The 25393-nt window shown below is 64.9% G+C and carries 23 protein-coding genes and 1 pseudogene; 15 read left to right on the top strand and 9 right to left on the bottom strand.

Annotated elements, in window-relative coordinates:
- The first annotated feature begins 47 nt into the window (after positions 1–47).
- Complete coding sequence (locus DFO58_RS00775) at positions 48–725, top strand: Crp/Fnr family transcriptional regulator (protein ID WP_047119846.1); 678 nt, start codon at positions 48–50, stop codon at positions 723–725.
- An 86-nt stretch (positions 726–811) separates the two neighbouring features.
- On the opposite strand, the gene DFO58_RS00770 is transcribed toward DFO58_RS00775, so the two are convergent.
- The 3 genes from DFO58_RS00770 to DFO58_RS00760 form a co-directional block, all read right to left on the bottom strand.
- Positions 812–1705 carry an NUDIX hydrolase gene (locus DFO58_RS00770; protein ID WP_244910888.1) on the bottom strand — a complete coding sequence of 298 codons (894 nt, stop codon included), beginning with the start codon at positions 1703–1705 and terminating at the stop codon, positions 812–814.
- 82 nt (positions 1706–1787) lie between these two features.
- Positions 1788–2264 (bottom strand): RidA family protein, encoded by a 477-nt coding sequence (locus tag DFO58_RS00765; RefSeq protein WP_053798610.1) that lies wholly within the window; start codon positions 2262–2264, stop codon positions 1788–1790.
- A 32-nt stretch (positions 2265–2296) separates the two neighbouring features.
- Complete coding sequence (locus DFO58_RS00760) at positions 2297–2452, bottom strand: hypothetical protein (RefSeq protein ID WP_113607488.1); 156 nt, start codon at positions 2450–2452, stop codon at positions 2297–2299.
- 151 nt (positions 2453–2603) lie between these two features.
- On the opposite strand from DFO58_RS00760, the gene DFO58_RS00755 reads away from it, so the two are divergent.
- The 4 genes from DFO58_RS00755 (at position 2604) to DFO58_RS00740 (ending at position 9677) form a co-directional block, all read left to right on the top strand.
- Positions 2604–4808, top strand: coding sequence for a transglycosylase domain-containing protein (locus tag DFO58_RS00755; RefSeq protein ID WP_231735913.1), 2205 nt, complete (start codon positions 2604–2606; stop codon positions 4806–4808).
- Between the two features lie 113 nt (positions 4809–4921).
- Positions 4922–5875, top strand: a complete 954-nt coding sequence (locus DFO58_RS00750; RefSeq protein WP_047119850.1) for a metallophosphoesterase — start codon at positions 4922–4924, stop codon at positions 5873–5875.
- Positions 5876–6048: 173 nt separating this feature from the next.
- Complete coding sequence (locus DFO58_RS00745) at positions 6049–7872, top strand: ABC transporter ATP-binding protein (RefSeq protein ID WP_286163392.1); 1824 nt, start codon at positions 6049–6051, stop codon at positions 7870–7872.
- Positions 7869–9677: an ABC transporter ATP-binding protein gene (locus tag DFO58_RS00740; RefSeq protein WP_120989087.1), complete on the top strand. Its 1809-nt coding sequence runs from the start codon at positions 7869–7871 to the stop codon at positions 9675–9677. The genes DFO58_RS00745 and DFO58_RS00740 overlap by 4 nt, the downstream gene beginning before the upstream one ends.
- 83 nt (positions 9678–9760) lie before the next feature.
- Here the strand turns inward: DFO58_RS00740 and DFO58_RS00735 are convergent, their stop codons facing one another.
- Complete coding sequence (locus DFO58_RS00735; RefSeq protein ID WP_047119853.1) at positions 9761–10666, bottom strand: phosphoribosylaminoimidazolesuccinocarboxamide synthase; 906 nt, start codon at positions 10664–10666, stop codon at positions 9761–9763.
- A gap of 14 nt (positions 10667–10680) precedes the next feature.
- Complete coding sequence (gene purD, locus DFO58_RS00730) at positions 10681–11967, bottom strand: phosphoribosylamine--glycine ligase (protein ID WP_047119854.1); 1287 nt, start codon at positions 11965–11967, stop codon at positions 10681–10683.
- A 98-nt stretch (positions 11968–12065) separates the two neighbouring features.
- Between purD and DFO58_RS00725 the strand changes: the two genes are divergently transcribed.
- From DFO58_RS00725 to purM, 5 genes are all read left to right on the top strand, one after another.
- Positions 12066–13049: an asparaginase gene (locus DFO58_RS00725; protein ID WP_120989086.1), complete on the top strand. Its 984-nt coding sequence runs from the start codon at positions 12066–12068 to the stop codon at positions 13047–13049.
- 41 nt (positions 13050–13090) lie between these two features.
- Positions 13091–13471, top strand: a complete 381-nt coding sequence (locus tag DFO58_RS00720) for a sterol carrier family protein (protein WP_047119855.1) — start codon at positions 13091–13093, stop codon at positions 13469–13471.
- Between the two features lie 4 nt (positions 13472–13475).
- Complete coding sequence (locus DFO58_RS00715; RefSeq protein WP_047119856.1) at positions 13476–13802, top strand: hypothetical protein; 327 nt, start codon at positions 13476–13478, stop codon at positions 13800–13802.
- Positions 13803–13906: 104 nt separating this feature from the next.
- Positions 13907–15430 (top strand): amidophosphoribosyltransferase, encoded by a 1524-nt coding sequence (gene purF, locus DFO58_RS00710; protein ID WP_047119857.1) that lies wholly within the window; start codon positions 13907–13909, stop codon positions 15428–15430.
- Positions 15431–15514: 84 nt separating this feature from the next.
- Positions 15515–16657, top strand: coding sequence for a phosphoribosylformylglycinamidine cyclo-ligase (gene purM / locus DFO58_RS00705; RefSeq protein ID WP_053798615.1), 1143 nt, complete (start codon positions 15515–15517; stop codon positions 16655–16657).
- Positions 16658–16775: 118 nt separating this feature from the next.
- Here the strand turns inward: purM and DFO58_RS00700 are convergent, their stop codons facing one another.
- Entirely contained in the window at positions 16776–17201 is a 426-nt protein-coding gene (locus tag DFO58_RS00700) for a hypothetical protein (RefSeq protein WP_120989085.1), read from the bottom strand.
- Between the two features lie 236 nt (positions 17202–17437).
- On the opposite strand from DFO58_RS00700, the pseudogene DFO58_RS00695 reads away from it, so the two are divergent.
- From DFO58_RS00695 to DFO58_RS00690, 3 genes and pseudogenes are all read left to right on the top strand, one after another.
- Positions 17438–18076, top strand: a pseudogene (locus DFO58_RS00695) (transposase); the annotation flags it as partial.
- A 622-nt stretch (positions 18077–18698) separates the two neighbouring features.
- Complete coding sequence (locus DFO58_RS18710) at positions 18699–18827, top strand: hypothetical protein (protein WP_286163389.1); 129 nt, start codon at positions 18699–18701, stop codon at positions 18825–18827.
- Between the two features lie 126 nt (positions 18828–18953).
- Positions 18954–19637, top strand: coding sequence for a helix-turn-helix transcriptional regulator (locus DFO58_RS00690; RefSeq protein WP_183043072.1), 684 nt, complete (start codon positions 18954–18956; stop codon positions 19635–19637).
- Between the two features lie 5 nt (positions 19638–19642).
- Here DFO58_RS00690 and DFO58_RS00685 read toward each other — a convergent pair whose 3' ends face one another.
- A complete protein-coding gene (locus DFO58_RS00685; protein WP_053798619.1) occupies positions 19643–20563 on the bottom strand; it encodes a Sir2 family NAD-dependent protein deacetylase in 921 nt (306 codons plus the stop codon).
- Positions 20564–20727: 164 nt separating this feature from the next.
- The gene (locus tag DFO58_RS00680) at positions 20728–20946 is read right to left on the bottom strand and encodes a DUF3073 domain-containing protein (protein WP_082123962.1); all 219 of its coding nucleotides are present in this window, start codon (positions 20944–20946) and stop codon (positions 20728–20730) included.
- A 224-nt stretch (positions 20947–21170) separates the two neighbouring features.
- Here DFO58_RS00680 and DFO58_RS00675 point away from each other — a divergent pair, with 224 nt between their 5' ends.
- Positions 21171–21821: a septum formation family protein gene (locus tag DFO58_RS00675; protein ID WP_147407163.1), complete on the top strand. Its 651-nt coding sequence runs from the start codon at positions 21171–21173 to the stop codon at positions 21819–21821.
- A gap of 104 nt (positions 21822–21925) precedes the next feature.
- On the opposite strand, the gene clpB is transcribed toward DFO58_RS00675, so the two are convergent.
- Entirely contained in the window at positions 21926–24517 is a 2592-nt protein-coding gene (gene clpB, locus DFO58_RS00670; protein WP_120989083.1) for an ATP-dependent chaperone ClpB, read from the bottom strand.
- Between the two features lie 147 nt (positions 24518–24664).
- Here clpB and DFO58_RS00665 point away from each other — a divergent pair, with 147 nt between their 5' ends.
- A complete protein-coding gene (locus DFO58_RS00665; RefSeq protein WP_120989082.1) occupies positions 24665–25168 on the top strand; it encodes a DinB family protein in 504 nt (167 codons plus the stop codon).
- Positions 25169–25393 lie beyond the last annotated feature (225 nt).

Raw genomic sequence — 25393 nt, 5'->3', positions numbered from 1 at the left:
ATACGGCACAATGAAGTAAGCGCCTACTACTGTTGACAGGAGATTTAATGGATATCGAGGTACTGCGTCGTGCGCCACTTTTCGCGTCGCTCGGTGATGAAGTATTCGCCACGCTAACCGAAGAACTGACCGAGGTCGATCTGTCCCGTGGTGCATCGGTGTTCCGTGAAGGCGATCAGGGCGACCGCCTCTACTTCATCGTCTCGGGCAAGATTAAGCTTGGCCGCACTTCGTCGGACGGACGCGAAAACCTGATTGCCGTTCTCGGCCCAGGCGAGCTGTTCGGCGAAATGGCTCTTTTCGATCCACACCCGCGCAACGCAACGGCGACCGCTGTGTCGGAAACCCGACTGGCCGGTCTGAGCCACGAGAACATGCGCAAGGCGATCCTGAACTCTCCTGAGGTTTCGATCCAGCTGCTGCAGGCTCTGGCTGCCCGTCTGCGTCGCACCAACGAGTCCCTTGCCGACCTGGTGTTCTCCGACGTTCCTGGCCGTGTGGCCAAGGCCCTGTTGGATCTGGCTGACCGCTTCGGTCGCCCGGCCACCGACGGCATCCTGGTCGCTCACGAGCTGACCCAGGAAGAGCTGGCACAGCTTGTCGGCGCCTCGCGCGAAACCGTGAACAAGGCCCTGGCCGAGTTCGTGCAGCGCGGATGGCTGCGTCTGGAAGCACGCGCCGTCGTGATTCTGGATATCCAGCGTCTGCGCCAGCGTTCGCGCTAAGCCGCACCAGCGAAAACAGCGAGGGCCGAATACCTGTCACAGGTATTCGGCCCTCGCTGTTTTCGCACCGGCTCACAGCCGCCGGCTCAGTGGCCGGCCGTGGCCTGCCACGAGCTGGCCGAGTCGGCCTTCTGCGTTCCGATGACCTCAAGATAGTAGGTGCCGTCGCGCACCAGAAGATCAGGATGCTGCAGGTCGAAGGAGCGCACCCGGGACAGGTAGGCCACCACGCCATTGGCATCGGTCATTCGTTCGAGCATGATTTCCACCGCCGGGTAGGTGATCTGCGACAGGCTCATGCCGACGGTGTTCGGCTGGCCGACCATGTCCCCTAGCGTGCTGCTGTTGCGTTTGGCCACTACCTGGCTGGCAACGCACCAGCGCCCCCATTTGCCCTTGCCGCGCAGCAGCGTCGGCTCCTGCCGCAGCGGGACGGTCGCGGCGAAGTACCAGGTGTCGAAGCGCCTGAATGCGAAGTTCGGGCTGAGCCAATGGGCCACCGGGCGCAGCAGGTCGGTGCGCAGCCCCAACCCGCGGCGTTTGAGGAATTCATCGAAGCCCAAGTCCTGACCCGCAATCGTTTCCCGGGCGGTCATCCATTCCTCGGGATCACTCATTTCCACCACCGACTGCTCGTCGGTGCCGGCCAACAGGATGCCGGTTTCCTCGAAAAGTTCTCGAATGGCGCAGACGATATGCGCCTGCACCAGTTGCTGGTCCAGCACGTCCATGCGCTTGGACCACTGCGACAAGCTCGGGCCGAACCACTTGTAGGTGGCCCTGTCGCTGGCTTCGTGGCTGCCTCCGGGGAATGCCACGTTGCCCAGGGGGGATCCCCCGGGCCGGTAGGTCAGATAGGTCTCCACACCCTGGGAGGTGTCGCGCACCAGGCTCACCGAGGAGGCCTTGCGGGCGGCGCGCGGGGTGCGCGTGCCGAAGGCGAACCAGTTTTCCGCCGCGGAGACTTCATGCGGCGGCACGTCGAAGAGCCGTCGCACCACGCCGTGGCGCGGTCCCGACGGGAATGCCCGCCGGGACCGCGCTACGGAATCGCGTCGTGGACTACTCAAATTCCGCGATGACCTCAACCTCAACCGGAGCATCCAGCGGCAGGACTGCCACGCCGACAGCCGAACGGGCATGCAGGCCTGCGTCGCCGAGCACCTCGCCGAAGAACTCGGAGGCACCGTTGATGACGCCCGGCTGGCCGGTGAACTCAGGTGCCGAGGCCACGAAGCCGACAACCTTCACGATGCGTTTGATGCGATCCAGATCACCGATTTCGGCCTTGATGGCCGCCAACGCGTTCAACGCCGCAGTCTGGGCCATGCCCTTGGCAGTCTCGGCGGAGACCTCTGCGCCGACCTTTCCCACGGCTGAGAGTTCACCATTAATCAGCGGCAACTGGCCTGAGGTGTAAACGTAGTTGCCGGTGGTGACGGCAGGCAGGTAGGCGGCGACCGGCTTGGCGACGGCGGGAAGGGTGAGTCCAAGCTCGGACAGGCGAGCTTCGACACGCGAGGAAGTGGCTTCTTGCATGGGGTTTTACTCCTTTTTTCGAGGTTTGGTTATTACTGCTTCGGGCGCTTGAGGTAAGCCACCGGAGAGGTGCCGTTAGGGCCTGGAACAACGGTTACCAGTTCCCATCCGTCGTCTCCCCACTGGTCGAGAATCTGCTTCGTCGCGTGGATCAGCAGAGGTAATGTGGCGTATTCCCATTTAGTCATACTCGATACGTTAGCGTGTCCTTGTAAACTAGTGGGTATGGCAGCTAAGAAGTCACCCTTTTTTGATACAGCTACCACTCTGGGCAAAATCGTCGCATTCTTCGGAATCAGTGCTCTGTGTGGTGTGCTCGCCGCCGGCATGATTGTGCCCGTGGCAGCTATCGCAAAATCCGGCTTGACCACCGGTAACAACATTGTGAGCGCGCTTCCGAGCTCGTTCGAGGCACTCCCGATTTCGGAGCCTTCGACGATCGTGGATGCCGAGGGCAAGGAAATCGCGAAGTTCTACGAGCAGAACCGCCAGCCGGTGAAACTTGATGACATTTCGCCCTTCATGCGCAAGGCAATCGTCTCGGTGGAGGACGAACGTTTCTACGAGCACAAGGGCATCGACCCGCAGGGCATCGCCCGTGCAGTGGTCGGCAACCTCACGGGTTCCTCGCGCTCGGGTGCTTCGACCCTGACCCAGCAGTACGTGAACAACCTGCTGGTGAACAACCAGGAACTGACAGGTTCCGAGGAAAGCACCATCAGCGGCCAGAAGGACTACGCGGACAAGATCCGCGAGCTGAAGTACGCCGTGTCCATCGAGAAGGAAATGTCCAAGGACGAGATCCTCGAGGGCTACCTGAATCTGGTGCTGTTCTCGGGCCGCGAGTATGGGGTGCAGGCTGCCGCACAGTACTTCTACTCCGTTGACGCCAAGGACCTGAACCTCCAGCAGTCGGCAATGCTCGCCGGCATGGTGCAGCTGCCCAACGTCTACAACCCGATCAACAATCCGGAGCGTTCGCTGGATCGCCGCAACAAGGTGCTGGGCAATATGCTGCGCGCCGGCGCGATCACCAAGGCCGAATACGACAAGGCCGTCAAGAGCGATCTGGAGCTGGATCCGAGCCGCTCCCCTTCGGGCTGCATCGCCGCGGCTGACAACGCCTACTTCTGCGACTACGTCACCAACTTGATCCTCACCGACGACGCCTACGGCGAGACCAAGCAGGACCGCGAAAACCTGCTGTACCGCGGCGGTTTGACCATCAAGACCACGCTGAACAGCAAGCTGAACAAGAAGGCTGCCAAGGACGCACGCAAGGCCATCGATCCGAAGGCCAAGTCGAACAAGGACGTTTTCTCCTCGATCGTTTCGGTTGAGCCGGGAACCGGCAACATCCTGACCATGGCGCAGAACACCACGTACGACCCATCCGGCGGCTTGGGAAACACCGTGATCAACTTCGCCGTGGAACGTTCGCTCGGCGGCGCCGGCGGCTTCCAGGGCGGTTCCACCATGAAGCCTTACACCACGCTCGCGTGGCTCAAGGAAGGCCACAACATGTGGGACACGATCAATGCCCGCAAGCAGACTTTCCCTGTTGGTTACAAGTTCAAGGCATCCTGCCTTCCCGGAGGAACCACCACCGTCGGCGCCCCGTGGGAACCTAAGAACGCTTCGCGTGGCTTCTACCGCTCGATGAAGGTCGACTACGGCCTGTACTGGTCGATCAACTCCGCGACCGTGCAGGAAGCTGCCAAGCTCGACCTGTGCAACATCACCGACTACATCAACGCGCTGGGTGTGAAAGCCCAGGACGCGGGCGAGAACGGCACCCCGGCCGACTTCACCCCGTCCAACCCGTCGTTCATCATCGGTTCCGAGAAGATCACCCCGCTGAGCCAGGCCGCAGCCTTCGCGGCATTCGCCAACAAGGGCGAGTTCTGCGAACCGCGTGCACTGACCTCGGTCACCGACCGCGACGGCAACTCGTACAAGGTCAAGAAGACCACCTGCAGCCAAGCCGTTGAGGAGCAGCACGTCAGCGACCTGAACGGCACCCTTTCGCGGATCGCCAAGACCCGTGTGGCCAAGGGAAGCATCGACGTCCCGATCGCCGGCAAGACCGGTACGAACAACGGCGCGACCTCCACCTGGTTCGTCGGCTACACCAGCGGCATTTCCACCGCTTCGTGGGTCGGCCGACTGAAGGGCCAGGGCGAGGACCGCGAGGAAAACTTGATGCACGGCGCCATGATCAACGACCAGCGTGCACCATCCATGGTTGACTCCTCGACCTATGCCGCACCGCTGTGGCTGGACTTCATGCAGGAAGCCGTTTACGACTACCCGCACGAATCCCTCGGCTCGGCACGCAAGGCCCCGGTTGTGAAGAAGAAGGAGCCTGCCGAGGATTCCACGGAAGACTCGAAGTCTGATTCGAAGGAAGACTCGAAGTCCGATTCCAAGAAGGAATCGAGCTCGGAGTCGAAGTCGGATGAAAAGGAATCCAAGAAGGAGTCCAAGTCGGAGTCCAAGGAATCCAAGTCCGATTCCGAGAAGGAATCAAAATCCGATGACTAGCTTGTAGCTGAGAAGGCCGCGTTCAACTTTGGTTGAACGCGGCCCTTCGGTTTAGATTGGCTTATTGAAGGCTTTGTGGAAAGCCGTATTGAAAGGACGATGACGGACAGGTCATGGCGGAACAGAAAAACTTTGCATCGGCATTGGGCCATGCTGCCGGCACCGCGGCCCTGCTGGCCGCCGGAGCGCTGGCTGCAGGCGGAGCCCTCATCGGTTACGGCATGTACGAGACCCAGAAGTTCGGGGTCCGCCGCGAGACCTTGAAGGTGCTCCCCCGAGGCTCCGCCGACATCCGCATCCTGCATCTGTCCGACATCCACATGATTCCTGGACAGCACCTGAAGACCCGATGGATCCGGAACCTTGCCAGGCTGAACCCCGATTACATCATCAACACCGGCGACAACCTCAGCCACCTGGACGGCGTGCCCGACCTGCTGCACGCGCTGGAGCCGCTGATGCATGTGCCCGGCGCCTTCGTTCCAGGCTCCAACTGCTATTTCGCTCCCCGGCCGAAGAACCCGCTGCGCTACCTGATCCGGCACACCGGCACCCCGAACCCTTCGGAACGCGACGCGTTGCCCTTCGAGAAGATGCACCGGGCTTTCGGAGCGGCCGGATGGATCAACATGTCCAACCAGGCCTACTCGACCGTGCTGAAGGGCATCCGTCTGGACCTGACCGGCGTGGACGACCCGCACATCGCGCGCGACCATTTCGCCGGCTGGACCCGCGGCTCCTCCACCAGCAACGAGGCGCCGCATGTTCGCATCGCCCTGACCCACGCCCCGTACCAGCGGGTCTTGGACCAGTTCACCGCGGCAAACGCCGACGTCATCTTCGCCGGCCACACCCATGGCGGCCAGGTCTGCATCCCGGGCTATGGGGCTCTGGTGTCCAACTGCGACCTGCCGACCTGGCGCGCCCGCGGCCTGACCTACTGGGAGCACGCAGGCAATAGCGTGCCGTTGAATGTCTCGGCCGGCCTGGGGCATTCCCGCTTCGCCCCGATCCGCATCGCCTGCCCGCCGGAAGCCGTGCTGGTAACGCTGACCGCCCGAGACTGACCTCCTCTAATCCTGATGGCTTCGTGCCTGCCGCATTGTTGCGCGACAGGCGCGAAGCCAATTTTTCGTCCTATGTGAAACATTCACTTCTCAATCCCGTGAATGATTGAATTCTCCCAACTAGTGACTGTAGTCTGTAGCTCTGTCGAAAATCTGGGTGAATGCGGGGAATCGTGGCGCAGGGCAAGAACGGTGGAACCGCCGAGGTCGTTCCGCTGTCAAAAACATTGAAAAGACTCGCACCCTTCGTCAAACCGGTACTGCCCCGGCTCATCGGCGGATTCTTTTGCGCGCTGGGCGCGGGTATCGTGGCGCTGGCCATTCCGCAGGTCCTGGCCAAGCTGGTCAACGACGTCCTCGCGGTCGACGGCGCCTCCGGGCAGGTCTGGTTTGCCGTCGGCATCATCACCCTGCTCGGCTTCGTCGAAGCGCTGCTGATCTTCCTGCGCCGCCAGTTCGTGCTCAACCCCGCCGCAGGCGTTGAAATGAACATGCGTGTGGGCTTCTACCAGCACCTGCAGCGCCTGCCGGTCGCCTTCCACGAACGCTGGGGCTCCGGGCAGCTGCTCTCGCGCAGCATGTCGGACCTGTCGCTGCTGCGCCGCTGGATCGCCTTCGGCGCCATGATGCTGATCGTGGACACCGTCACCGTGATCACCGGCCTGGTGCTGATGTTCACCCACTCCTGGATCCTTGGCCTGCTGTTCCTGCTCGGTTCCATCCCGATCGCCATCAAGGCCTACCGCTTCCGCAACGACTTCCGCGCCGCCAGCAGGCTCAGCCAGGACCAGGCCGGCGACCTGGCCACCGCCGTGGAGGAATCCGTGCACGGCATCCGCGTGATCAAGGCCTTCGGCCGCGGGGGCGACATCTACGAGGGATTCAACGAGCAGGCCAAGTCGCTGCAGGAAACCGAGCTGTCCAAAGCCAGGACGCTGGCCAGCTTCCTGCTCACCGTGGTCGCCATCCCGGAAACCATTCTCGGCATCGGGCTGATCATCGGCATCGCCCAGGTGGCCGGCGGCACGCTGAGCGTGGGCTCGCTGGTCGCCTTCTTTGCCATCGCCGCGGTCATCGCCATTCCGGTGGAAGCCATGGGCATGCTGCTGGGCATGACGCTGAGCACCAAAACGGCCCTGGAACGTCATTTCGAGGTCATGGATTCGGTCAACGACATCACTTCCCCTGAAGCGCCGGTGCGGCCGGCGCAATACTCCGGTGCGGTGCAGCTGGAGCACGTCCGCTTCGCCTACCCAGACGACGCGGGCCGCGCCCGTCCGATTCTGGCGGAGATCAACCTCGAGATCCGCCCCGGGGAAACCATGGCGCTGGTGGGCATCACCGGCTCGGGCAAGTCCACGCTGCTGAACCTTGTCCCCCGGCTGCGCGACGCGACCGCCGGCACGGTGAAAGTGCACGGGGTCGACGTGCGCGACTGGGACCTTGACGAGCTGCGTACCGAGGTCGCGGTGGCCTTCGAGGACACCACGCTGTTCTCCACCACCATCCGGGACAACGTGCTCATGGGCGCGCCCGGCGACCTGACGGCCGAACAGCGCGAAGCGCTGCTGGCCGAAGCCCTGGATGTCGCGCAGGCGCAGTTCGCCTACCAGCTGGCCGACGGGGTGGACACGCTGATCGGCGAGGAGGGCCTGTCCCTTTCCGGCGGGCAGCGCCAGCGCATCGCCCTGGCCCGCGCCATCGCGGCCCGCCCGCGGGTGCTGGTACTCGACGACCCGCTCTCGGCGCTGGATGTACGCACCGAGGAAGCTGTCACCGCACGGCTGCGCAGCGTCCTGTCCGGAACCACCACGCTGGTGGTGGCGCACCGTCCCTCCACCGTGATGCTGGCCGACCGCGTGGCGCTGCTGCGCGACGGGCGCATCGACGCGGTGGGAAGCCACGCGAACCTGCTGAGCACCAACGAACACTACCGCTACGTCATCGCCAGCCTGGACGAGAACGAGCCCGAGATCCGATCGGAGGTCGTCCGATGAGCAGGCCCCTGGGCGTCGCCAACGAAGACGCCGTCAAGCTCACGGGCGCCGAGCGCAAGGACGTGCGCCGGCGTTCCTTCCGCCTGCTCGCCACGCTGGCGCTGCCGCAGAAGAAGCTATTCATCCTGACCATCGTGCTGGTGCTGTTCACCAATGCGGCCCGCGTGCTGCTGCCGGTGCTTATCGCGCTGGCCATCGACTGGACGCTGCCGCAGGTGCGCCAGGGCAACTGGGCCTCGCTGGGGGTCACCGGCGGGGCCTATATCCTCTGCGCCATCCTGGCCGGCGTGCTGCTGTCCTGGTACATCAAGTGCGCCGCGAGGATCTCCCAGGCCATGCTGCTGGACCTGCGCCAGAAGGTCTTCCGCCACACCCAGCGCCTGAGCCTGGAATTCCACGAGAGCTACACCTCCGGGCGCATCATCTCCCGCCAGACCTCCGACCTGGAGACCCTGCGCGAGCTGCTGGACCAGGGTGTCTCCGAGCTGGCCTCCTCCTGCGTGTTCATCATCTTCACGCTGATCTCCATTTTCGCGCTGGACTGGCGCTCGGGCGTGGTGGTCTGCATCGCGGCGGTGCCGGTGGCCGTCCTGTTCCACTGGTACCAGAGCCGCTCCGAGGTGCTCTACCGCGAATCCCGCGTGGTCTCCGCCAAGGTGATCTCCACCTTCGTGGAAACCATGACCGGCATCCGCGCGGTCAAGGCCTTCCGCCGCGAACGCGCCAACGACGCGAACTACGCGGATATCGCCGGGGCGTACCGGGACAACAACGTGCGTTCCTTCAACCTCTTCGGCGTGCTGCAGCCGGGGCTGGTGCTGATCGGCAACCTGACGGTTGCCGCGCTGCTTGCCTATGGAGGATTCCGCATCATCGACGGAACCTTGGCCGTGGGCGTCTTGGTCGCGATCCTGCTGGCCGCCAAGCGCGTCTTCCAGCCCATGGACGAGATCGCCATGTTCTACTCCTCGCTGCAGTCCGCCACCGCGGCTCTGGAGAAGGTCTCCGGCCTGCTCGAAGAGGAGCCCACGGTTCGCGAGCCGCGCTCCCCTCGCAGCATCGAACGCGTCCGCGGCGAACTGGTCTTCCGGGACGCGGTGTTCGGCTACGGCGACGGGCCGGTGGTCATGGACCGCTTCGACCTGGCGATCGAAGCCGGGCAGACCGTGGCAGTGGTCGGCCAGACCGGTGCCGGCAAGTCGACGCTGGCCAAGCTGATCGCCCGCTTCTACGACTTGCGCTCCGGCAGCCTGGAGCTGGATTCGGTGCCGATCAGCGAGCTGTCCAACGAGGAGCTGCGCCGGCATGTGGTGATGGTGACCCAGGAGGCGTTCTTGTTCTCCGGCACCGTGGCTGAGAACATCGCGCTGGGGCGTCCGGGCGCTTCGCTGGAGGAAATCCACGACGCGGCGCGGGCCGTGGGAGCGCACGAGTTCATCCTGGACCTGCCCGACGGCTACGACACCGACGTGAACAAGCGCGGCGGCCGCGTCTCGGCCGGACAGCGGCAGCTGCTCTCCTTCGCCCGGGCGTTCCTGGCCGACCCGGCGGTGCTGATCCTCGACGAGGCCACCAGCTCGCTGGACATCCCCTCCGAACGCGCGGTGCAGCATGGTCTGCAGACCCTGCTGGGCAACCGCACGGCGCTGATCATCGCCCACCGGCTGTCCACCGTGCAGATCGCCGACCGGGTGCTGGTGGTGAACGACGGGAAGATCGTGGAGGACGGCAGCCCGGAGGAACTGATCGCCGCCGAGGGCCGCTTCGCGGCCCTGCACAAGGCCTGGCTGGACTCGCTGGTATAGCAAGACGCAACGAAGGCCCGCTGGAATGGGAGAACCCCGCACACCGAAGTGTGCGGGGTTCTCTTGGTAGGCGTCTGGGCAAACTAGGCGGTGAAGGTGCGCCCGGTCAGCCGCTCGTACGCCTCGATGTAGCGCGCGCGGGTCTTCTCGATGATTTCAGCGGGAAGCGCCGGAGGCTGCTGGCCCGAGGTCTTGTCCCAGCCCGAAGCCTGCGAGGTCAGCCAGTCGCGGACGAACTGCTTGTCGAAGCTTGCCTGGGCCTGGCCCGGCGCGTAGGACTGCGCGTCCCAGAAGCGCGAGGAGTCCGGGGTCAGCACCTCGTCGCCCAAGGTGATCTGGCCGGTGGCCGGATCCGCGCCGAACTCTACCTTGGTGTCGGCCAGGATGATGCCGCGCTCGCGCGCGATCTTCTCGGCCTGCTCGTAGAGCGCCACGGTCTTCTCGCGCAGCGCCTCGGCCACCTGGGTGCCTACGCGGTCCACGGTCTGCTCGAACGAGATGTTCTCGTCATGCTCGCCCACTTCGGCCTTGGCCGAGGGGGTGAACAGCGCCGGCTCAAGGCGCGAGCCATCCACCAGGCCTGCCGGTAGCGGCAGCTCGCAGACGGTCGAGGACACCTTGTACTCGGCCAGGCCGGAACCGGTCAGGTAGCCGCGGGCGATGCACTCGATCGGGTACATCTCCAGCTTCTTGCAGACCATTGCGCGCCCCGCCACCTCGGCCGGGACCTCGGTGGAGATCACGTGGTTGGCGAAGTCGCCCAGCTGCTCGAACCACCACAGGCTCAGCTGCGTGAGCACCTTGCCCTTGTCCGGGATTTCGCTGGTCAGCACGAAATCGTAGGCGCTGATGCGGTCGGAGGCCACCACCAGCACGCGGTCGGTGTCCTGGAAGCTGACGCCCGCCGGAACGTAGAGGTCGCGCACCTTGCCCGAGTAGAAGTGGTCCCAACCCTCAAGGGCGAGCACGTCGGTCTGGAATCCTGCCATGAATCTGTAGTCCTCTACTTGCTTTCGTTTGCCACGACGATCTCGCCGCGTTCTGCCTTCAGTGCGATGTCGCTGCGCGACTGGGCACCGGGCCAGCTGATTTCCGCCACGCCGGCATACGCCGCAGCACGGGCCGCCGACAGGTCTTCGCCCAGGCCGACCACCGCCAGCACGCGGCCGCCGGCCACGGTGATGTTGCCCTGCTCGTCGCTGGCGGTGCCTGCGTGCATGACATGCACGTTGTCGATGGCGTTGGCCGCGTCCAGGCCGGCGATTACCGCACCCTTGACCGGGGTGTCCGGGTAGTTCTCCGCGGCGATGACCACGTCCACCGCGGTCTGCTTGGACCACACCAGCTGCTCGGTGTCATCCAGCTTGCCTCGGGCCGCGGCCAGCAGTACGCCGCCCAGCGGGGTCTTCAGGCGGGCCAGCACTGCCTGGGTCTCCGGGTCGCCGAAGCGGGCGTTGAACTCGATGACGCGGATGCCGCGTTTGGTGATGGCCAGGCCGCAGTAGAGCACGCCGGTGAACGGGGTGCCGCGCTTTTCCATCTCGCGCAGGGTCGGGTAGGCCACGCGTTCCATGACCTCGTCCACGAAGCCTTCCGGCAGCCATTCGAGCGGCGAGTACGCGCCCATGCCACCGGTGTTCGGACCTTCGTCATTGTCGAAGATGCGCTTGAAGTCCTGGGCCGGAGACAGCGGCACCGCGTGCAGCCCGTCGCAGATGACGAACAGGGACACTTCCGGGCCGTCCAGGAACTCCTCGATGACCACGGTGCCGCCGGCCGCGAAGCAGGCCTCGGCGTGGGCCAGCGCTTCGGCGCGGTCGGAGGTGACCACCACGCCCTTGCCGGCCGCCAGCCCGTCGTCCTTGACGACGTAGGGCGCGCCGAACTCGTCCAGCGCGCGGGCGGCTTCATCGGTGTTCGTGGCGACGTGCGCCATGGCGGTCGGCACCTGGGCGGCGGCCATGACGTCCTTGGCGAAGGCCTTGGAAGCTTCCAGCTGCGCCGCGGCCTTGGTCGGACCGAAGACCGGGATGCCCGCGGCGATCAGCGCGTCGGCCACACCGGCTGCCAGCGGGGCTTCCGGGCCGACTACCACCAGGTCGCTGGCCAGTTCGCGGGCCAGGGCGAGCACTGCTGCCGGATCCTGGGCGTCGATCGCGTGGGTGGTGACGTCCTGCGCCATGCCGGCGTTGCCGGGCGCGCAATGGACCTCGTTGACGTAGGGGTCTGCACTCAGTGCTCGGACAATTGCATGTTCGCGGCCGCCTGGGCCAATAACCAGTACCTTCACATGCCAAAGTTTACCGGAGATCCCCGCTCCCCCAGGCGTGTGTGACCGCGCGATGCCACACATCCCCAGTGGCGGGTCCAGGGCCTAGACTGGCAGGCATGGAACTTGGCCTTGAGTTGTCCGACTGCGCCGAACTGGTGCGCATCACCCGCAATAAAGTGGTTGAATCCCGCCATCTCGGGGTAGCCGTGGTGCTGGACCCCTCCGGGCAGGTGGCGGCCGTGCTGGGCAAGCCGCAGGCACGGATCTTCCCGCGCTCCGCGCTCAAGCCCTTCCAGGCCATCGGCTCGCTGCGCGCCGGCGCGCAACTCTCATCCCAGGGTACCGCTTTAGCCTGCGCCAGCCACCTGGGCACCTTCCGGCACCAGCGCATCGCCGAGCAGACGCTGGAAGCCGCGGGGCTGGGCACAACCGACCTGCAGTGCCCCAGTTCCTGGCCGGGCGACTCCGCGACCCGGGATGCAATGAATCGCCAAGGCCTGAGGCCTGGCAGGCTGGCATTCAACTGCTCGGGCAAGCATGCTGCCTTCCTGAATGCCGCGGTTCACGCCGGCGAACCAACCGGCTCATATCTCTCCCCCGGCCACCCGGTGCAGCGCGCGGCGCTGGATGCCATGGAGGAATTCTGCGGACCGATCAGCTTCGTCGGGATCGACGGCTGCGGCGCTCCGGCCCCGCAAATGTCGCTGTTGTCCCTGGCCCGGGGATTCGGCCGGCTCGTTTCTTCCACGGACCCCCAGGCCGAGCAGGTGGTGCAGTCAATCCGCGAGAATCCGTGGGCCATCCGCGGCGAAGGGTCGGCCAACACCCTGGTGATCGAGCGCACCGGCATCATCGCCAAGCTCGGCGCCGAGGGCGTGCTGGCCATGGGAACCCCGGGCGGATACAGCGTGGCGCTGAAAATGCTCGACGGTTCCTCGCGCGGCACCGACCTGCTGGCACTGGACCTGCTGGCCTCCGCCGGAGCACTGGGCAAGGAGGAGCACCGGCAGCTTCGCGCAGCGCTGGCGCCGGCCGCCTCGACACCCGGGGCGCGCGCGGCTGGACTAGAGTTGGCGGGTAGGGATTTCTCCGGAAACTGAATCATGACGCCTCACCGTCATCAAGCGAAGGGGCCTGGCACATGGCCATCAAACGGCGCATCAACGACACCGACGGGCGCTCCGCGCTCAGGGAATGGGTTAATTCGTTGCAAGCCGAAGCTTCCTTGCCCCGCCCGGTGCTGGCCACCGCGGTGCGTTTCACCCTAGAGGAGCTCGCCTCGCGGGCCGAGGGCAACTCGGTGGAAGTCAGGGTGCCGCCCTTCGGTGTGACCCAGTGCATACCCGGGCCCCGGCACACCCGCGGGACCCCTCCGAATGTGGTCGAAATGCCAGCCGATCTATGGCTTCGCCTGGCAACAGGGAAGCTCGTCTGGGCGCAGGCCCTGCAAAGTGGGCAATTGCACGCCTCTGGACTTAGGGCAGACTTGTCGGCACATCTTCCCCTGATTGAGTACCCTTAAAGGTATGGAGCAACACCCCGCCACCCCGTCATCTGCCGATCAGCCCATCGAAGTCCAGGTTCACGCATCACCGAAGTTCTGGCCTTTCGTCTTGACGTTCCTCGTCATAGGCGCGTTGGTTGGACTGATTGTCGGCCTGGTTGGGGAGCCGTCCGAGGAATATTCACGTGCATCGGCCTCCGGGTTCTTTGCCATGTTCTGCGGCGGCTTGGGCGTCGGTATCGGCGCCGTGGTCTACGTGATCGTTGATCGCGTGACCATGCGCAAATCCAGCAATCATCTGGCGGTTCCCCTGGCCGAGGACACCGACTCCAGCGGACCACAAGGCTAGGGCGCCCTTCCCCTTCCCAGGAAGGCAGGCGGCCGCGCACCTGGCCGCCACCCACCACATATTTGGTCGGTGTCGACCTCTGAGAAACATGAGAGAATAATTACATGGCGCGTGGCGATGGATTTCTAAATCACGACCTCCTTCCGGGCGAGAAGGGGCCGCAGGATGAATGCGGCGTCTTCGGCGTCTGGGCTCCGGGTGAAGAAGTCGCGAAGCTGACCTATTACGGTCTTTATGCACTGCAGCACCGAGGCCAGGAATCCGCTGGCATCGCAACCTCTGATGGTGCACGCATCAACGTCTACAAGGACATGGGCCTCGTCTCCCAGGTCTTCGACGAGAACACCCTGAACTCCATGACCGGCCAGCTGGCCATCGGCCACTGCCGCTACTCCACCACCGGCTCCAGCCACTGGGCCAACGCGCAGCCGACCCTGGGCCCGACCACCACTGGCACCGTGGCCCTGGCCCACAACGGCAACCTCACCAACTCGGCAGATCTGGCGGACATGGTCCGCGCCAAGCAGCTCGCCGAAGGCGGCAAGGTCCGCGGCGAGCTCGCCCAGGGCAACACCACCGACACCGCGCTGGTCACCGCGCTGCTGGCCGGTTCCGAAGGCCAGAGCCTGGAAGACACCGCCCTGGAGCTGCTGCCGAAGATCGAAGGCGCCTTCTGCTTCGTCTTCATGGACGAGGACACCCTCTACGCAGCCCGCGACCCGCACGGCATCCGCCCGCTGGTGCTCGGCCGTCTGGACCGCGGCTGGGTTGTCGCCTCCGAGCAGCCCGCCCTGGCCACCGTGGGCGCCTCGTTCATCCGCGAGATCGAGCCGGGCGAAATGATCGCCATCGACGAGAACGGCGTGCGCTCCACCCGCTTCGCCGAAGCCACCCCCAAGGGCTGCGTCTTCGAGTACGTGTACCTGGCCCGCCCGGATGCCACCATCGCCGGCCGTTCGGTCTACGAATCGCGGGTGGAGATGGGCCGCCAGCTGGCCCGCGAGAACTCCGCCGAGGCTGACATCGTGATCCCGGTTCCGGAATCCGGCACCCCGGCGGCCATCGGCTACGCCGAGGAATCCGGCATCCCGTTCACCCACGGCTTCGTGAAGAACGCCTACGTGGGCCGCACCTTCATCCAGCCGTCGCAGACCCTGCGCCAGCTGGGCATCAAGCTCAAGCTCAACGCCCTGGAGACCGTGCTGCGCGGCAAGCGCGTGGTAGTGGTGGACGACTCGATCGTGCGCGGCAACACCCAGCGCGCCGTGGTGCGCATGCTGCGCGAGGCCGGCGCGGCCGAGGTTCATGTGAAGATCTCCTCCCCTCCGGTGAAGTGGCCCTGCTTCTACGGCATCGACTTCGCCACCCGCGCGGAGCTGATCGCCAACGGCGCCGCCGTGGAGGAAATCGGCAAGTCGATTGGCGCGGACTCGCTGGCCTACATCTCCGAGGACGGCATGATCGAGGCCACCCGCCAGCCGCGCGAGCGCCTGTGCACCGCCTGCTTCACCGGCGACTACCCGATCGCCCTGCCGGATGCCACCCGCCGCGGCAAGAACCTGCTGGAAGCCGCCAACCAGGCCGGCTGCGAGCCGGGCCCGGACTCCGAGCTCGAAGTCACCCTCTAGCCCACGCCCACCCACGTAACCCACCTCGTTGCAAGCGCACCTCAGCACAGCTGCGGTGTCCACGACAGATAGGAACCCCCTGCCATGAGCGGCACGCAAGATCAGCCCACGTCCATCACGTACGCCGGCGCAGGTGTAGACGTCGAAGCCGGCGACCGCGCGGTCGAGCTGATGAAGGGCGCGATCAAGGCGACCCACACCTCCGGCGTTGTCGGCGGGGTCGGCGGCTTCGCAGGACTCTTCGACGTCTCCTTCCTGACCGGCTACAAGAAGCCGTACCTGGCCACCTCCACCGACGGCGTGGGCACCAAGGTCGCCATCGCCCAGAAGCTGGACATCCACGACACCATCGGCCAGGACCTGGTCGGCATGGTCGTGGACGACATCGTTGTGGTCGGCGCCAAGCCGCTGTTCATGACCGACTACATCGCCACCGGCAAGGTCGTTCCGGAGCGCATCGCCGACATCGTGCGCGGCATCGCCGAGGGCTGCAAGCTGGCAGGCACCGCGCTGGTCGGCGGCGAAACCGCCGAGCACCCGGGCCTGCTGGCCGAGGACGAGTACGACGTGGCAGGCGCCGCCACCGGTGTCATCGAGGCAGACCAGCTGCTGGGCCCGGAACGCGTGAAGGCCGGCGACGTGGTCATCGGCATGGCCTCCTCCGGCATCCACTCCAACGGCTACTCGCTGGTGCGCCGCGTCATCGCCCACGCCAAGTGGGAGCTCGACCGGGAGGTCGCCGAGTTCGGCCGCACCCTGGGCGAGGAACTGCTGGTTCCGACCCGCATCTACACCAGCGCCTGCCTGGATCTGGTCGGCGCCCTGAACGACGGAGAGAACTTCGGCGTGCACGGCTTCAGCCACGTCACTGGCGGCGGCCTGGCCGCCAACCTGGCCCGCGTGCTCCCGCAGGGCCTGATGGCCCGCGTGGACCGCTCGACCTGGTCGCTGCCTGCGGTCTTCTCCACCATCGCGCAGCTGGGCAACGTGCCGCAGGCCGACCTTGAACGCACCCTGAACCTGGGTGTGGGCATGGTCGCCGTCGTGGATCCTGCCGTGGCCGACCGCGCCGTCGAACTGCTCAACGCCGCGGGCATGGGCGCCTGGGTCATGGGCGAGGTCGAGAACCTGGATCCGTCGGCTTCCGCCGCAGGCCTGGACTTCGTCCAGGGCGCCAAGGGCGTGGACGGCGGCGCAGTGCTGCTGACCGGCAGCTACGCCAAGTAGGGCTAACGCTTCAACCCCCTGCATACCGGCCGGAAGGCCGGCATGCAGGGGGTTTTGCGTTTCCCGACACGCATGATTAACCGGATGGGTTCCGCGTGGCCGACGTACAGGAATCGATTCAGCGGTAGTCGATGGTCAGCAGCGAGTCCCCCGGCAGCGATCGCAACGTCTGCTCCGCAAGCTGCGAGACTTGGATCCCCGAGGCACGGCGCGGAACAATCTCCGCTTCCGCCGGGCTCCAGCAATTGAGGATGGCGATTCGCGACACGTGCGCGGCGATGCTTGGCAGTACGTGCAGCCAGGCGATCAGGGTCTGCGGGTCGAGTCCGTCGCTGGGCTTTTTCCCGGGGCCGAGCCCCACCAGGCTCCCGCAGTTGCACATGTTCGGCACCAGTTCAAAGTGCCTGGAGCTGCTGCGGACGCGTGAAGACTTGATCCGCAGCTCGGTGTCCTGCGGGGCGACGCCCAGCCGCGATGCGGTTTCTGCGACGAATCGCTCAGTAAACGAGTGGGCGTTGATCGCCCAGAGCACGGTTTGGCACATGCATCAATTATGCAGGTGACTGACGTCGGCAGCCGGTGCCCGATGAGCTTCTGCCCGGGCCGGTGCGGCAAGGCTGGCCGCGACGCGAAATGCCCTCGCCTCGGGCCTTGCCAGCGTCTGGGTAAGTTGACCCATGGCCTCCTCCGCATGATGGGTGATCCGCCCAACGCGCGGATCCTGCGCCGCCCGTAGCGTGGACTGCGTGAACGGTCCGGGGACTTCCCGCCGACCGCCAGCCCGCCCCGGCCCAGCTAAAGCATGCCGGCCAGGCCAGGATCGACGCGAAGCTCACAAAGCACGGAGCCCGCCGGCACACCGCGTGGGCCAACACCATCTTGGACGCCGTGGATGAGCAGACAGCAGTCGTGGTTGGCACCGAGGCCACCGGTTTGGTCATTCCGCACCTGGCCCGGCAGCTGATCGCCTTGCATGCCCAGCGGACCGACGTGGCCACGCATCTTCAAGCCATGGGTCGGGCGCACCCTCTTTACCCGGTCCTGACTTCCATGCCAGGGGTCGCCGTCAGGGCCACTGCGATCTTCATCGCCTAGACCTCCGGCAAGACCTTCGACAGTGCCGCAGCACTGGCCTCGTATGCCGGGCTGGCGCCAACCTCCCGTCAGTCGGGCACCTCGAATAAGTCCGGACGGGTCAGCCATTCAGGCAACAGACGCCTGAAACGAGCGTTGTTCCTCTCGGCGTTCGCGTCCATCCGTTTCGACCCGGCCAGCCACGCCTACTATGACCGGAAACGGGCTCAGGGCAAACGCCACAACCAGGCGCTCCTCGCGCTGGCCCACCGGAGGCTAACGGTCATGTTCGCAATGATCCGCGACGGGTCGCTTTACGATGCCCCGGTGCCGGAAGTTGCTTGACAAAATACATAGGGCCCCCATCCCCAACGGGCTGATCTGGTGCGCCGCCATCGAGGCTTGCCAAGAGATCGGGGCCTTCGAACGGGTCGGCGAATGGACCGCGGCCCTGGATGTGTTTCGGCTTCTAGAACTAGGCCATTAAAGCGCTAAGACAGTGGGCCAATTCAGCGCGAACTTAGGCCATTTCATCCCACCCCAACAAATCCTCCTGACTAGGAGATTCATAAATGCTAAGTCACCGGCTCAGGATCCTCATTTCCAGTAGCTCTCAACTCATCAACAGCACTCCGGAGCAGAGTGACAGCACCTGTAGAAATCCATGGTGCCCCGAGGCCGTTGGAACATCATGTGAAGAACACCCTAGTCACACAAAGGGGCAACGCATGATCATAGTCATCGAGCCGCAAGAGACAGTAAAGCAGCCCTCCCAGAAGTAGCAATCCCCGAAGCAAGGTTGACCCCGCTGAAAGCAGTCAGGTAGTTGAGCATGACCATGGTGGTAACCCATGCGCCGAAATGGTCTACTTTAGGCCACTGAAATGGCCTGGCCTCGCCGCCTTAATGGCCTAGTTCCAAAAAGCCGAAACACACCCTGGACCAGTGGCGACGCAGCAACCCGGGAATGACCGCGTTCGGAGGTGAATGCGCGCTGTACACCGGGCAGCTCCTGGCGCTGCGCCGTGCGTGGGACGAAGCCATGGAGGAATTCTCCGCTGCCGGCCGGCGCTTCGAGAGCAACTCCCAAATCTAGGCGGCGGGGGCGGCCGAACGCGAACGCGGGGACTTGATGCTCATCTACGGCGAACTGGCCGCCGCGGAGCAGGCCTACCAGGTCTCGGCCGAGCACGGCGGCGACCCGCAGCCGGGGCTGGCGCGGTTGTGGGCCGGGAGGGGCGACACCCAGGCCGCGGTGGCCGCGGTCGAACGCTGCCTGCGCGTGCGCACCGTTCCCGCGCAACGGAACCGGCTGCTGCCCCAGGCAAACGACGTGTTCCTGATGGCGGGCGACACCGAACGCGCGGGCGCGCTGGCTGCCGAGCTGGAGCCGCTGGCCCAGCAGCCGGGGTGCGAGAGTGCGCTGGCCGCGGCCGCCCATGCTTATGCCTGCCTGGAGCTGGCCCGCGGCGATGCGCCGGCGGTACTGCTCTACGCACGCAAGGCGATCCAGGGCTGGGACCGGGTCGGTTGCCCCTACCGGGCCGCCCGGTCGAGGCTCGTGCCGGGGTGTGCACTGCGCCAGCTGGGCGACCAGGGGTCAGCCCACGCTGAATTACAGGCCGCCGCAGACACGTTCCGGCGCTTGGGCGCACTGCCCGAGGCGAGGGAGGCCCAAAACCAGCTGCCGGTTCCCCTACCGGGCCGGTATCCCGTCGGGCTCACCGAGCGGGAGGTGCAGGTACTGCAGCTGGTGGCCGCCGGGCGCAGCAACCGGGACATCGCCGCGCAGATGTATCTCAGCGAAAAGACCGTGGCCCGGCACCTGAGCAACATCTTCGCCAAGCTCGATGTGGGGTCGCGCACCGCGGCGGCCGCCTGGACCTTCGCCCACCACCTTGCCTAGCGAGGCTAGGAGAGCTGGTCCAGCGCCTGCCCCAACGGAACCCGCCAACGCCAGGTCGCCTTCTGTTCGCCGCGCACGTGCCCGTTGGTAATCAGCGCGACCGGAAGCCCCAGCTTCACGAAGTCCAGCAGGATGCGGTAGCCGCTCATCACGGCCAGCGAGGAACCGAGCACCAGCAGCGAGGTGGATTCCGCCTGCAGCTGCGCCATGGCTTCCTTGCGGGCCGGCGGCACGCTTTCGCCGAAGTAGACCACGTCAGGCTTGAGAACCAGCGAACCGCAGTTCTCGCAGGCGACCATGGCGAACTGGTCCACCAGGTACTGCGGCAGTTCCACGTCCCCGTCCGGATTGACCGCTTCGGGGTCGATTTCCACCGCTTCCAGGTATCCTGCGTTGGCCGCCTGCAGGCGCGCGTCGAAGTGCAGCCGGTCCTCGGTGTGGCCGCAGTCCAGGCAGCGCACGATCGACAGGTCGCCGTGCACCGGGATCACGCGCCGGGATCCGGCCTGCTGGTGCAGCCCGTCGACGTTCTGGGTGATGATCCCGTTGATCCGACCCTCGCGCTCCCACTGGACCAGACGCCGATGGATGTCGTTTGGTTCGGCATTGCCCATGTGCCGCCAGCCCACGTAGCCGCGCGCCCAGTAGCGCTGGCGGGCCTCGGGGCGGTAGCGGAACTCCTGGAAGGTCATCGGCCGGTGCCGTTGCAGCGAGCCGTTGGGACCGCGGTAGTCCGGGATGCCCGAATCGGTGGAGACGCCGGCCCCAGTAACCACCAGGACCTTGCCCTCGTCCAGCATGGATTGCACCCCGTCGCGGGCTTCGGCCTCGGGTGATGCCTCGGCCTGCTGTTCCACGATGCGCTGCATGGAGCGGATCGCCGAGTGGTGCGCCATCTGGATCGAGAGTTCCTCGGGCGTGCTCATGTTCGACCTTTCACCGTTCCGGGTACGACAAAGGCCGCAGCGACCTCAAAGCTAATTTAGCTTATTCGCTGCGGCTTATCGTAAAAATGTATTGAAGAGCTGTACCACTTACTGCACAGGTGTGGCACCCCGAGCTAAAAGTATCCCGGTAAACGTCGACGACCTTAGTCGTCTTCGCCTTCTCCCGAATACTTCTTAGTCAACTCGTCGTAATCCGAATAATCGTCGTCATACGATGAATCATTACGCCCAGTATCCTGAGCATGACGATCGGAGGGCACACCCAACTCGCGTTGGAGTGCCGAAAGGTCCGTCGAGGGCGAGTAGTACTTGATATCTCGCGCTTGACGCTGTGCTTTAGCCTTTTGACGGCCGCGCCCCATGGCGTGACCCCCTCTTTTCAGTAGAGTCGGGAGGTGGTCCACCTAATAGATGGAGGCCCCCGAATATGTGATCAGTTCTTTCGTAATTAAAGGTTAACACGATTCCACGGCGAGCGCTGAACGCAACACCGGTCAGAACCGCTAGACTGGCGATTAGTCCAACGACTATTTTATGACTAGTCGCAGTTCTCGCCCGATCCGCTGACAAAGGAGCTCATCAGGTGGTGGATAAGAATCTCCCGGAGCCGCAGGCCGCACTGCCGCCGTTGCGCCCGGAACCGGAGAAACCCAAGCGTCAGATCGGGCAGTGGTTCCTGCTGGCCGCAGCCGTCATCGCCTTAGCAGCTGCCGTGGTTTTCGTAGTGCTCAGAATCATTGATCCGCCGCCTTCGCCAGAGGCGAACAACGTGCAGCGCAATGAGGCACCCGGCCTGGACGGCGTCATCGCCGAGGGCATGCCGCCGGAGCAGCTGGTGCTCGGCGACTGCTTGCGGGGTTTCACCACGCCGCTGGATCCGCAGACCGTAGTAACCTGCGATTCCTCCCATAACGCGCAGCTGATCGGCACCTTCGAGCTTGAGGGCGCCCCCGAGGCACCCTACCCCGGCGCGGACGAGCTGCTGACCCAGTCCGAGGACCTGTGCAAGTCGGTCTCCTTGGACCCAAGCGCGGGAATCGACTCCACCTGGACTTACCACTTCTCGCGGCCGTCGAAGGCCACGTGGGAAAAGGGTGACCGGTTGGTCTCCTGCTTCCTGAGCCTGACCGACGGCAACGTGCGCAGTTCGCTGCTGCCTGCCTCGGATGAGCCGGGAAGCTCCGCTTCGAACCCGTCCGAGGACAAGACCAGGGAAACGGAAAACGCCAACGCCTAAGTCGGCTCTCGGCGCTGCTGGGCCGATGCCGCAGGATACCGGAATGCGGTGTGAAGACCACGAGGTCTTCACACCGCATCCCTTTTGTTCACGGCCCGTGAAGGCTAGCTGTCGGCGCGTCCTACGGTCAGCCGGTCCTTGCCCTCGTCCAGCGTGACCGAAACGGTGTCCCCGTCCTGGACCTCGCCGGCAAGGATTTCCTTGGCCAGCCGGTCGCCAATCTCACGCTGCACCAGACGGCGCAGCGGGCGGGCACCGAAGGCCGGGTCGTACCCGGTCAAGGCGAGCCATTCGCTGGCGGCCGGATCCACGTCAAGGGTCAGTCGCCGTTCGGACAGGCGCTCGGAGAGCTGGTCGATCTGCAGCTTGACGATGTTGCCCAGCTCGTCGATGCTCAGCGGGTCGAACATGATGACCTCGTCCAGGCGGTTCAGGAACTCCGGCTTGAACGAAGCGTTGACCACGTTCATCACCGCCGCCTTCTTGGTCTCGGCATCCAGGGTCTGGTCCACCAGGAACTGGGAGCCCAGGTTGGAGGTCAGGATCAGGATGGTGTTCCTGAAGTCCACCGTACGTCCCTGCCCATCGGTCAGCCGTCCGTCGTCGAGCACCTGCAGCAGGATGTCGAAGACCTCGGGGTGGGCCTTCTCGACTTCGTCGAGCAGGATCACCGAGTACGGCCGGCGGCGCACCGCTTCGGTCAGCTGGCCGCCCTCTTCGTAGCCCACGTAGCCCGGAGGGGCACCGACCAGTCGCGAGACCGCGTGCTTCTCCGAGTACTCGGACATGTCGATGCGCACCATGGCGCGCGGGTCGTCGAAGAGGAAGTCGGCTAGGGACTTGGCCAGCTCCGTCTTGCCCACGCCGGTGGGGCCGAGGAACAGGAAGGAGCCGGTCGGACGGTTCGGGTCGGCGATGCCTGCACGGGTGCGGCGCACCGCATCCGAGACCGCGGCCACTGCCTGCTTCTGGCCCATCAGGCGCTGCCCGATGATCTCCTCCATGTCCAGCAGCTTCTGGCTTTCGCCCTGCAGCATGCGCCCGGCAGGGATGCCGGTCCAGGCGGAGATCACCTCGGCAATGTCATCCGCGGTGACCTCGTCGGCCACCATGGTGTGCTCCTTGGCGCCATGCGCTTCGGCGGCCGCGGCGGCGTCCAGTTCCTGCTGGAGCGTCGGGATCTCGCCGTAGAGCAGGCGCGAGGCCTTCTCCAGGTCGCCTTCGCGCTGGTACTTCTCTGCCTCGGAGCGCAGCTCATCCAGCTTGACCTTCAGGTCGCCGACCCGGTTCAGGCCTGCCTTTTCGGCTTCCCACTGCGAGTTCAGGGCGTCGAGCTTCTCCTTCTTGTCGGCCATGTCCTTGCGCAGGGCCTCCAAGCGTTCCACTGATGCGGGATCGGTTTCACCGCTCAGCGCCAGCTCCTCCATGGTGAGCCGGTCGACTTCGCGGCGCAGCTCGTCGATCTCCTCCGGGGCGGAGTCGATCTCCATGCGCAGGCGGCTGGCTGCCTCGTCGACCAGGTCGATGGCCTTGTCCGGCAGCTGGCGCCCGGAGATGTACCGATTGGACAGTGCGGCGGCGGCAACCAGCGCGGAGTCCGCGATGGACACCTTGTGGTGCGCTTCATAGCGTTCCTTCAGGCCGCGCAGGATGGCAATGGTGTCATCCACGCTCGGCTCCCCCACGTACACCTGAGCGAAGCGGCGCTCCAGCGCCGGGTCTTTCTCGATGTTCTCGCGGTACTCGTCCAGAGTGGTGGCGCCGATCAGGCGCAACTCGCCGCGGGCAAGCATCGGCTTGAGCATGTTGCCAGCATCCATGGCGCCTTCGGAGGCGCCAGCGCCGACCACGGTGTGGATCTCGTCGATGAACGTGACGATCTGCCCGTCAGAGGACTTGATCTCTTCCAGAACCGCCTTCAGGCGCTCCTCGAATTCGCCGCGATACTTGGCACCGGCAACCATGGCACCCAGGTCAAGGGAGATCAGGGTCTTGCCGCGCAGCGATTCCGGGACGTCCCCGGCAATCATGCGCTGGGCCAGGCCCTCGACCACGGCAGTCTTGCCGACACCGGGCTCGCCGATCAGTACCGGGTTGTTCTTGGTGCGGCGCGAAAGCACCTGCACCACACGGCGGATTTCACGGTCGCGTCCGATGACGGGGTCCAGCTTGCCCGCACGGGCCAGCGCCGTCATGTCGGTGCCGAACTTCTCCAGGGACTGGAAGGTCGCCTCGGGGTTCGGGTTGTCGACCTTGCGGTCGCCGCGGATGGTGGGCAGGGTTCCCACCAGCAGGTCGCGGGTAACTCCCATCTCGCGCAGCGCCTCGCCGGTCTTGGTCTGGTCGCTGGCCAGTGCGATCAGCAGGTGCTCGGTGGAGACGTAGGTGTCACCCATTTCCGTCGCAGTCTCCTGAGCGTTGTTCACCACCTGCAACAGCTGGCGGGAGAACTGGGCCTGGGCCACCGAGGAACCGGAGCTGGAAGGCAGCGCCTTGATCAGCGAGCTCGCCTTCACCGAAAGCGCGTCGACATCCAACCCTGCAGTCTTCAGCAGTGCCACCGCAACCGAGTCACGCTGGTCCAGCAGCGCCTTGAGCAGGTGCGCAGGTTCAATCTGGGGATTGCCTGCGGTCGATGCGTTCATCCCGGAGGCCGAGAGAGCCTCTTGGCTCTTGGTAGTGAGTTTGGTGTCCACGCGCTTCCTTTCGTTTGTGGGTGAACCTTTAAACTTGAGTGTACTTAACTCAACTCTTGTTTGACAGGGGTTATTCCGTTTTCGCCGAACAATTTCAAAAAAAGTTTTTCCTTGTATTCACCGAGCCGACCTGCGAACAATGGAGCTATGGCTAACCCGAACTCACCAGAGCTTTTCTTCGCCGAACACGATGAGCAGGTCAAGGCCTTCATCGACCAGCATCGGGCGATGCTGCTCGATTGCCTCGACGGCCTCACCGAAGAGGAGGCCAGAGTGCAGCTCGTGCCGTCGCGCACCACGCTGCTCGGGCTGGTCAAGCACGGAACATTCGTCGAGAAGGTCTGGTTCCGGGAGGCTCCCACCAGCAGTTCCCGCTCCATCTTGGGTATCGCCCCGAATCCCGATGAGTCGTTCAAGCTCGAAGAGGGCGACAACATTGCCAGCGTCATCGCCGAGTATCGCGAAGAAATAGCGCACACCCACCAGGTCCTGGAGGGGACGACCGGCGCAACGGTCTTCCACGGGAACAAGCGGGGGCCGCTGCCCCTGCGCTGGATCCAGCTTCACATGCTGCGTGAACTGGCGCAGCACTGCGGACACGCGGACATCCTGCGCGAACAAGTCCTAGCCGCGCGAAATGCCTCTCCCTAGGCCCGGCGATGGGCGGCTCCACCGGTCGAACAACCACCGCCGGTCAACGCACCGCACATGCCTGAACTTTCCCTGAGGGCAGAACTCAAGATAGAGTTGATCCCACGTAAGGGAGTATTCACAAGCGTTTGATCCGTCAGTACGTAAGACACAGGAGTCTTGCCGGGTTCTGCGGCCAACCATTTTCCGTTGGCGAAGAGACTTACTTGGATGGCTTGTACCCAA

It is taken from the genome of Arthrobacter sp. AG1021 (assembly GCF_003633665.1).
In the GTDB taxonomy this organism is placed as follows: domain Bacteria; phylum Actinomycetota; class Actinomycetes; order Actinomycetales; family Micrococcaceae; genus Glutamicibacter; species Glutamicibacter soli.
This window is presented reverse-complemented; position numbering and strand designations above follow the sequence as displayed.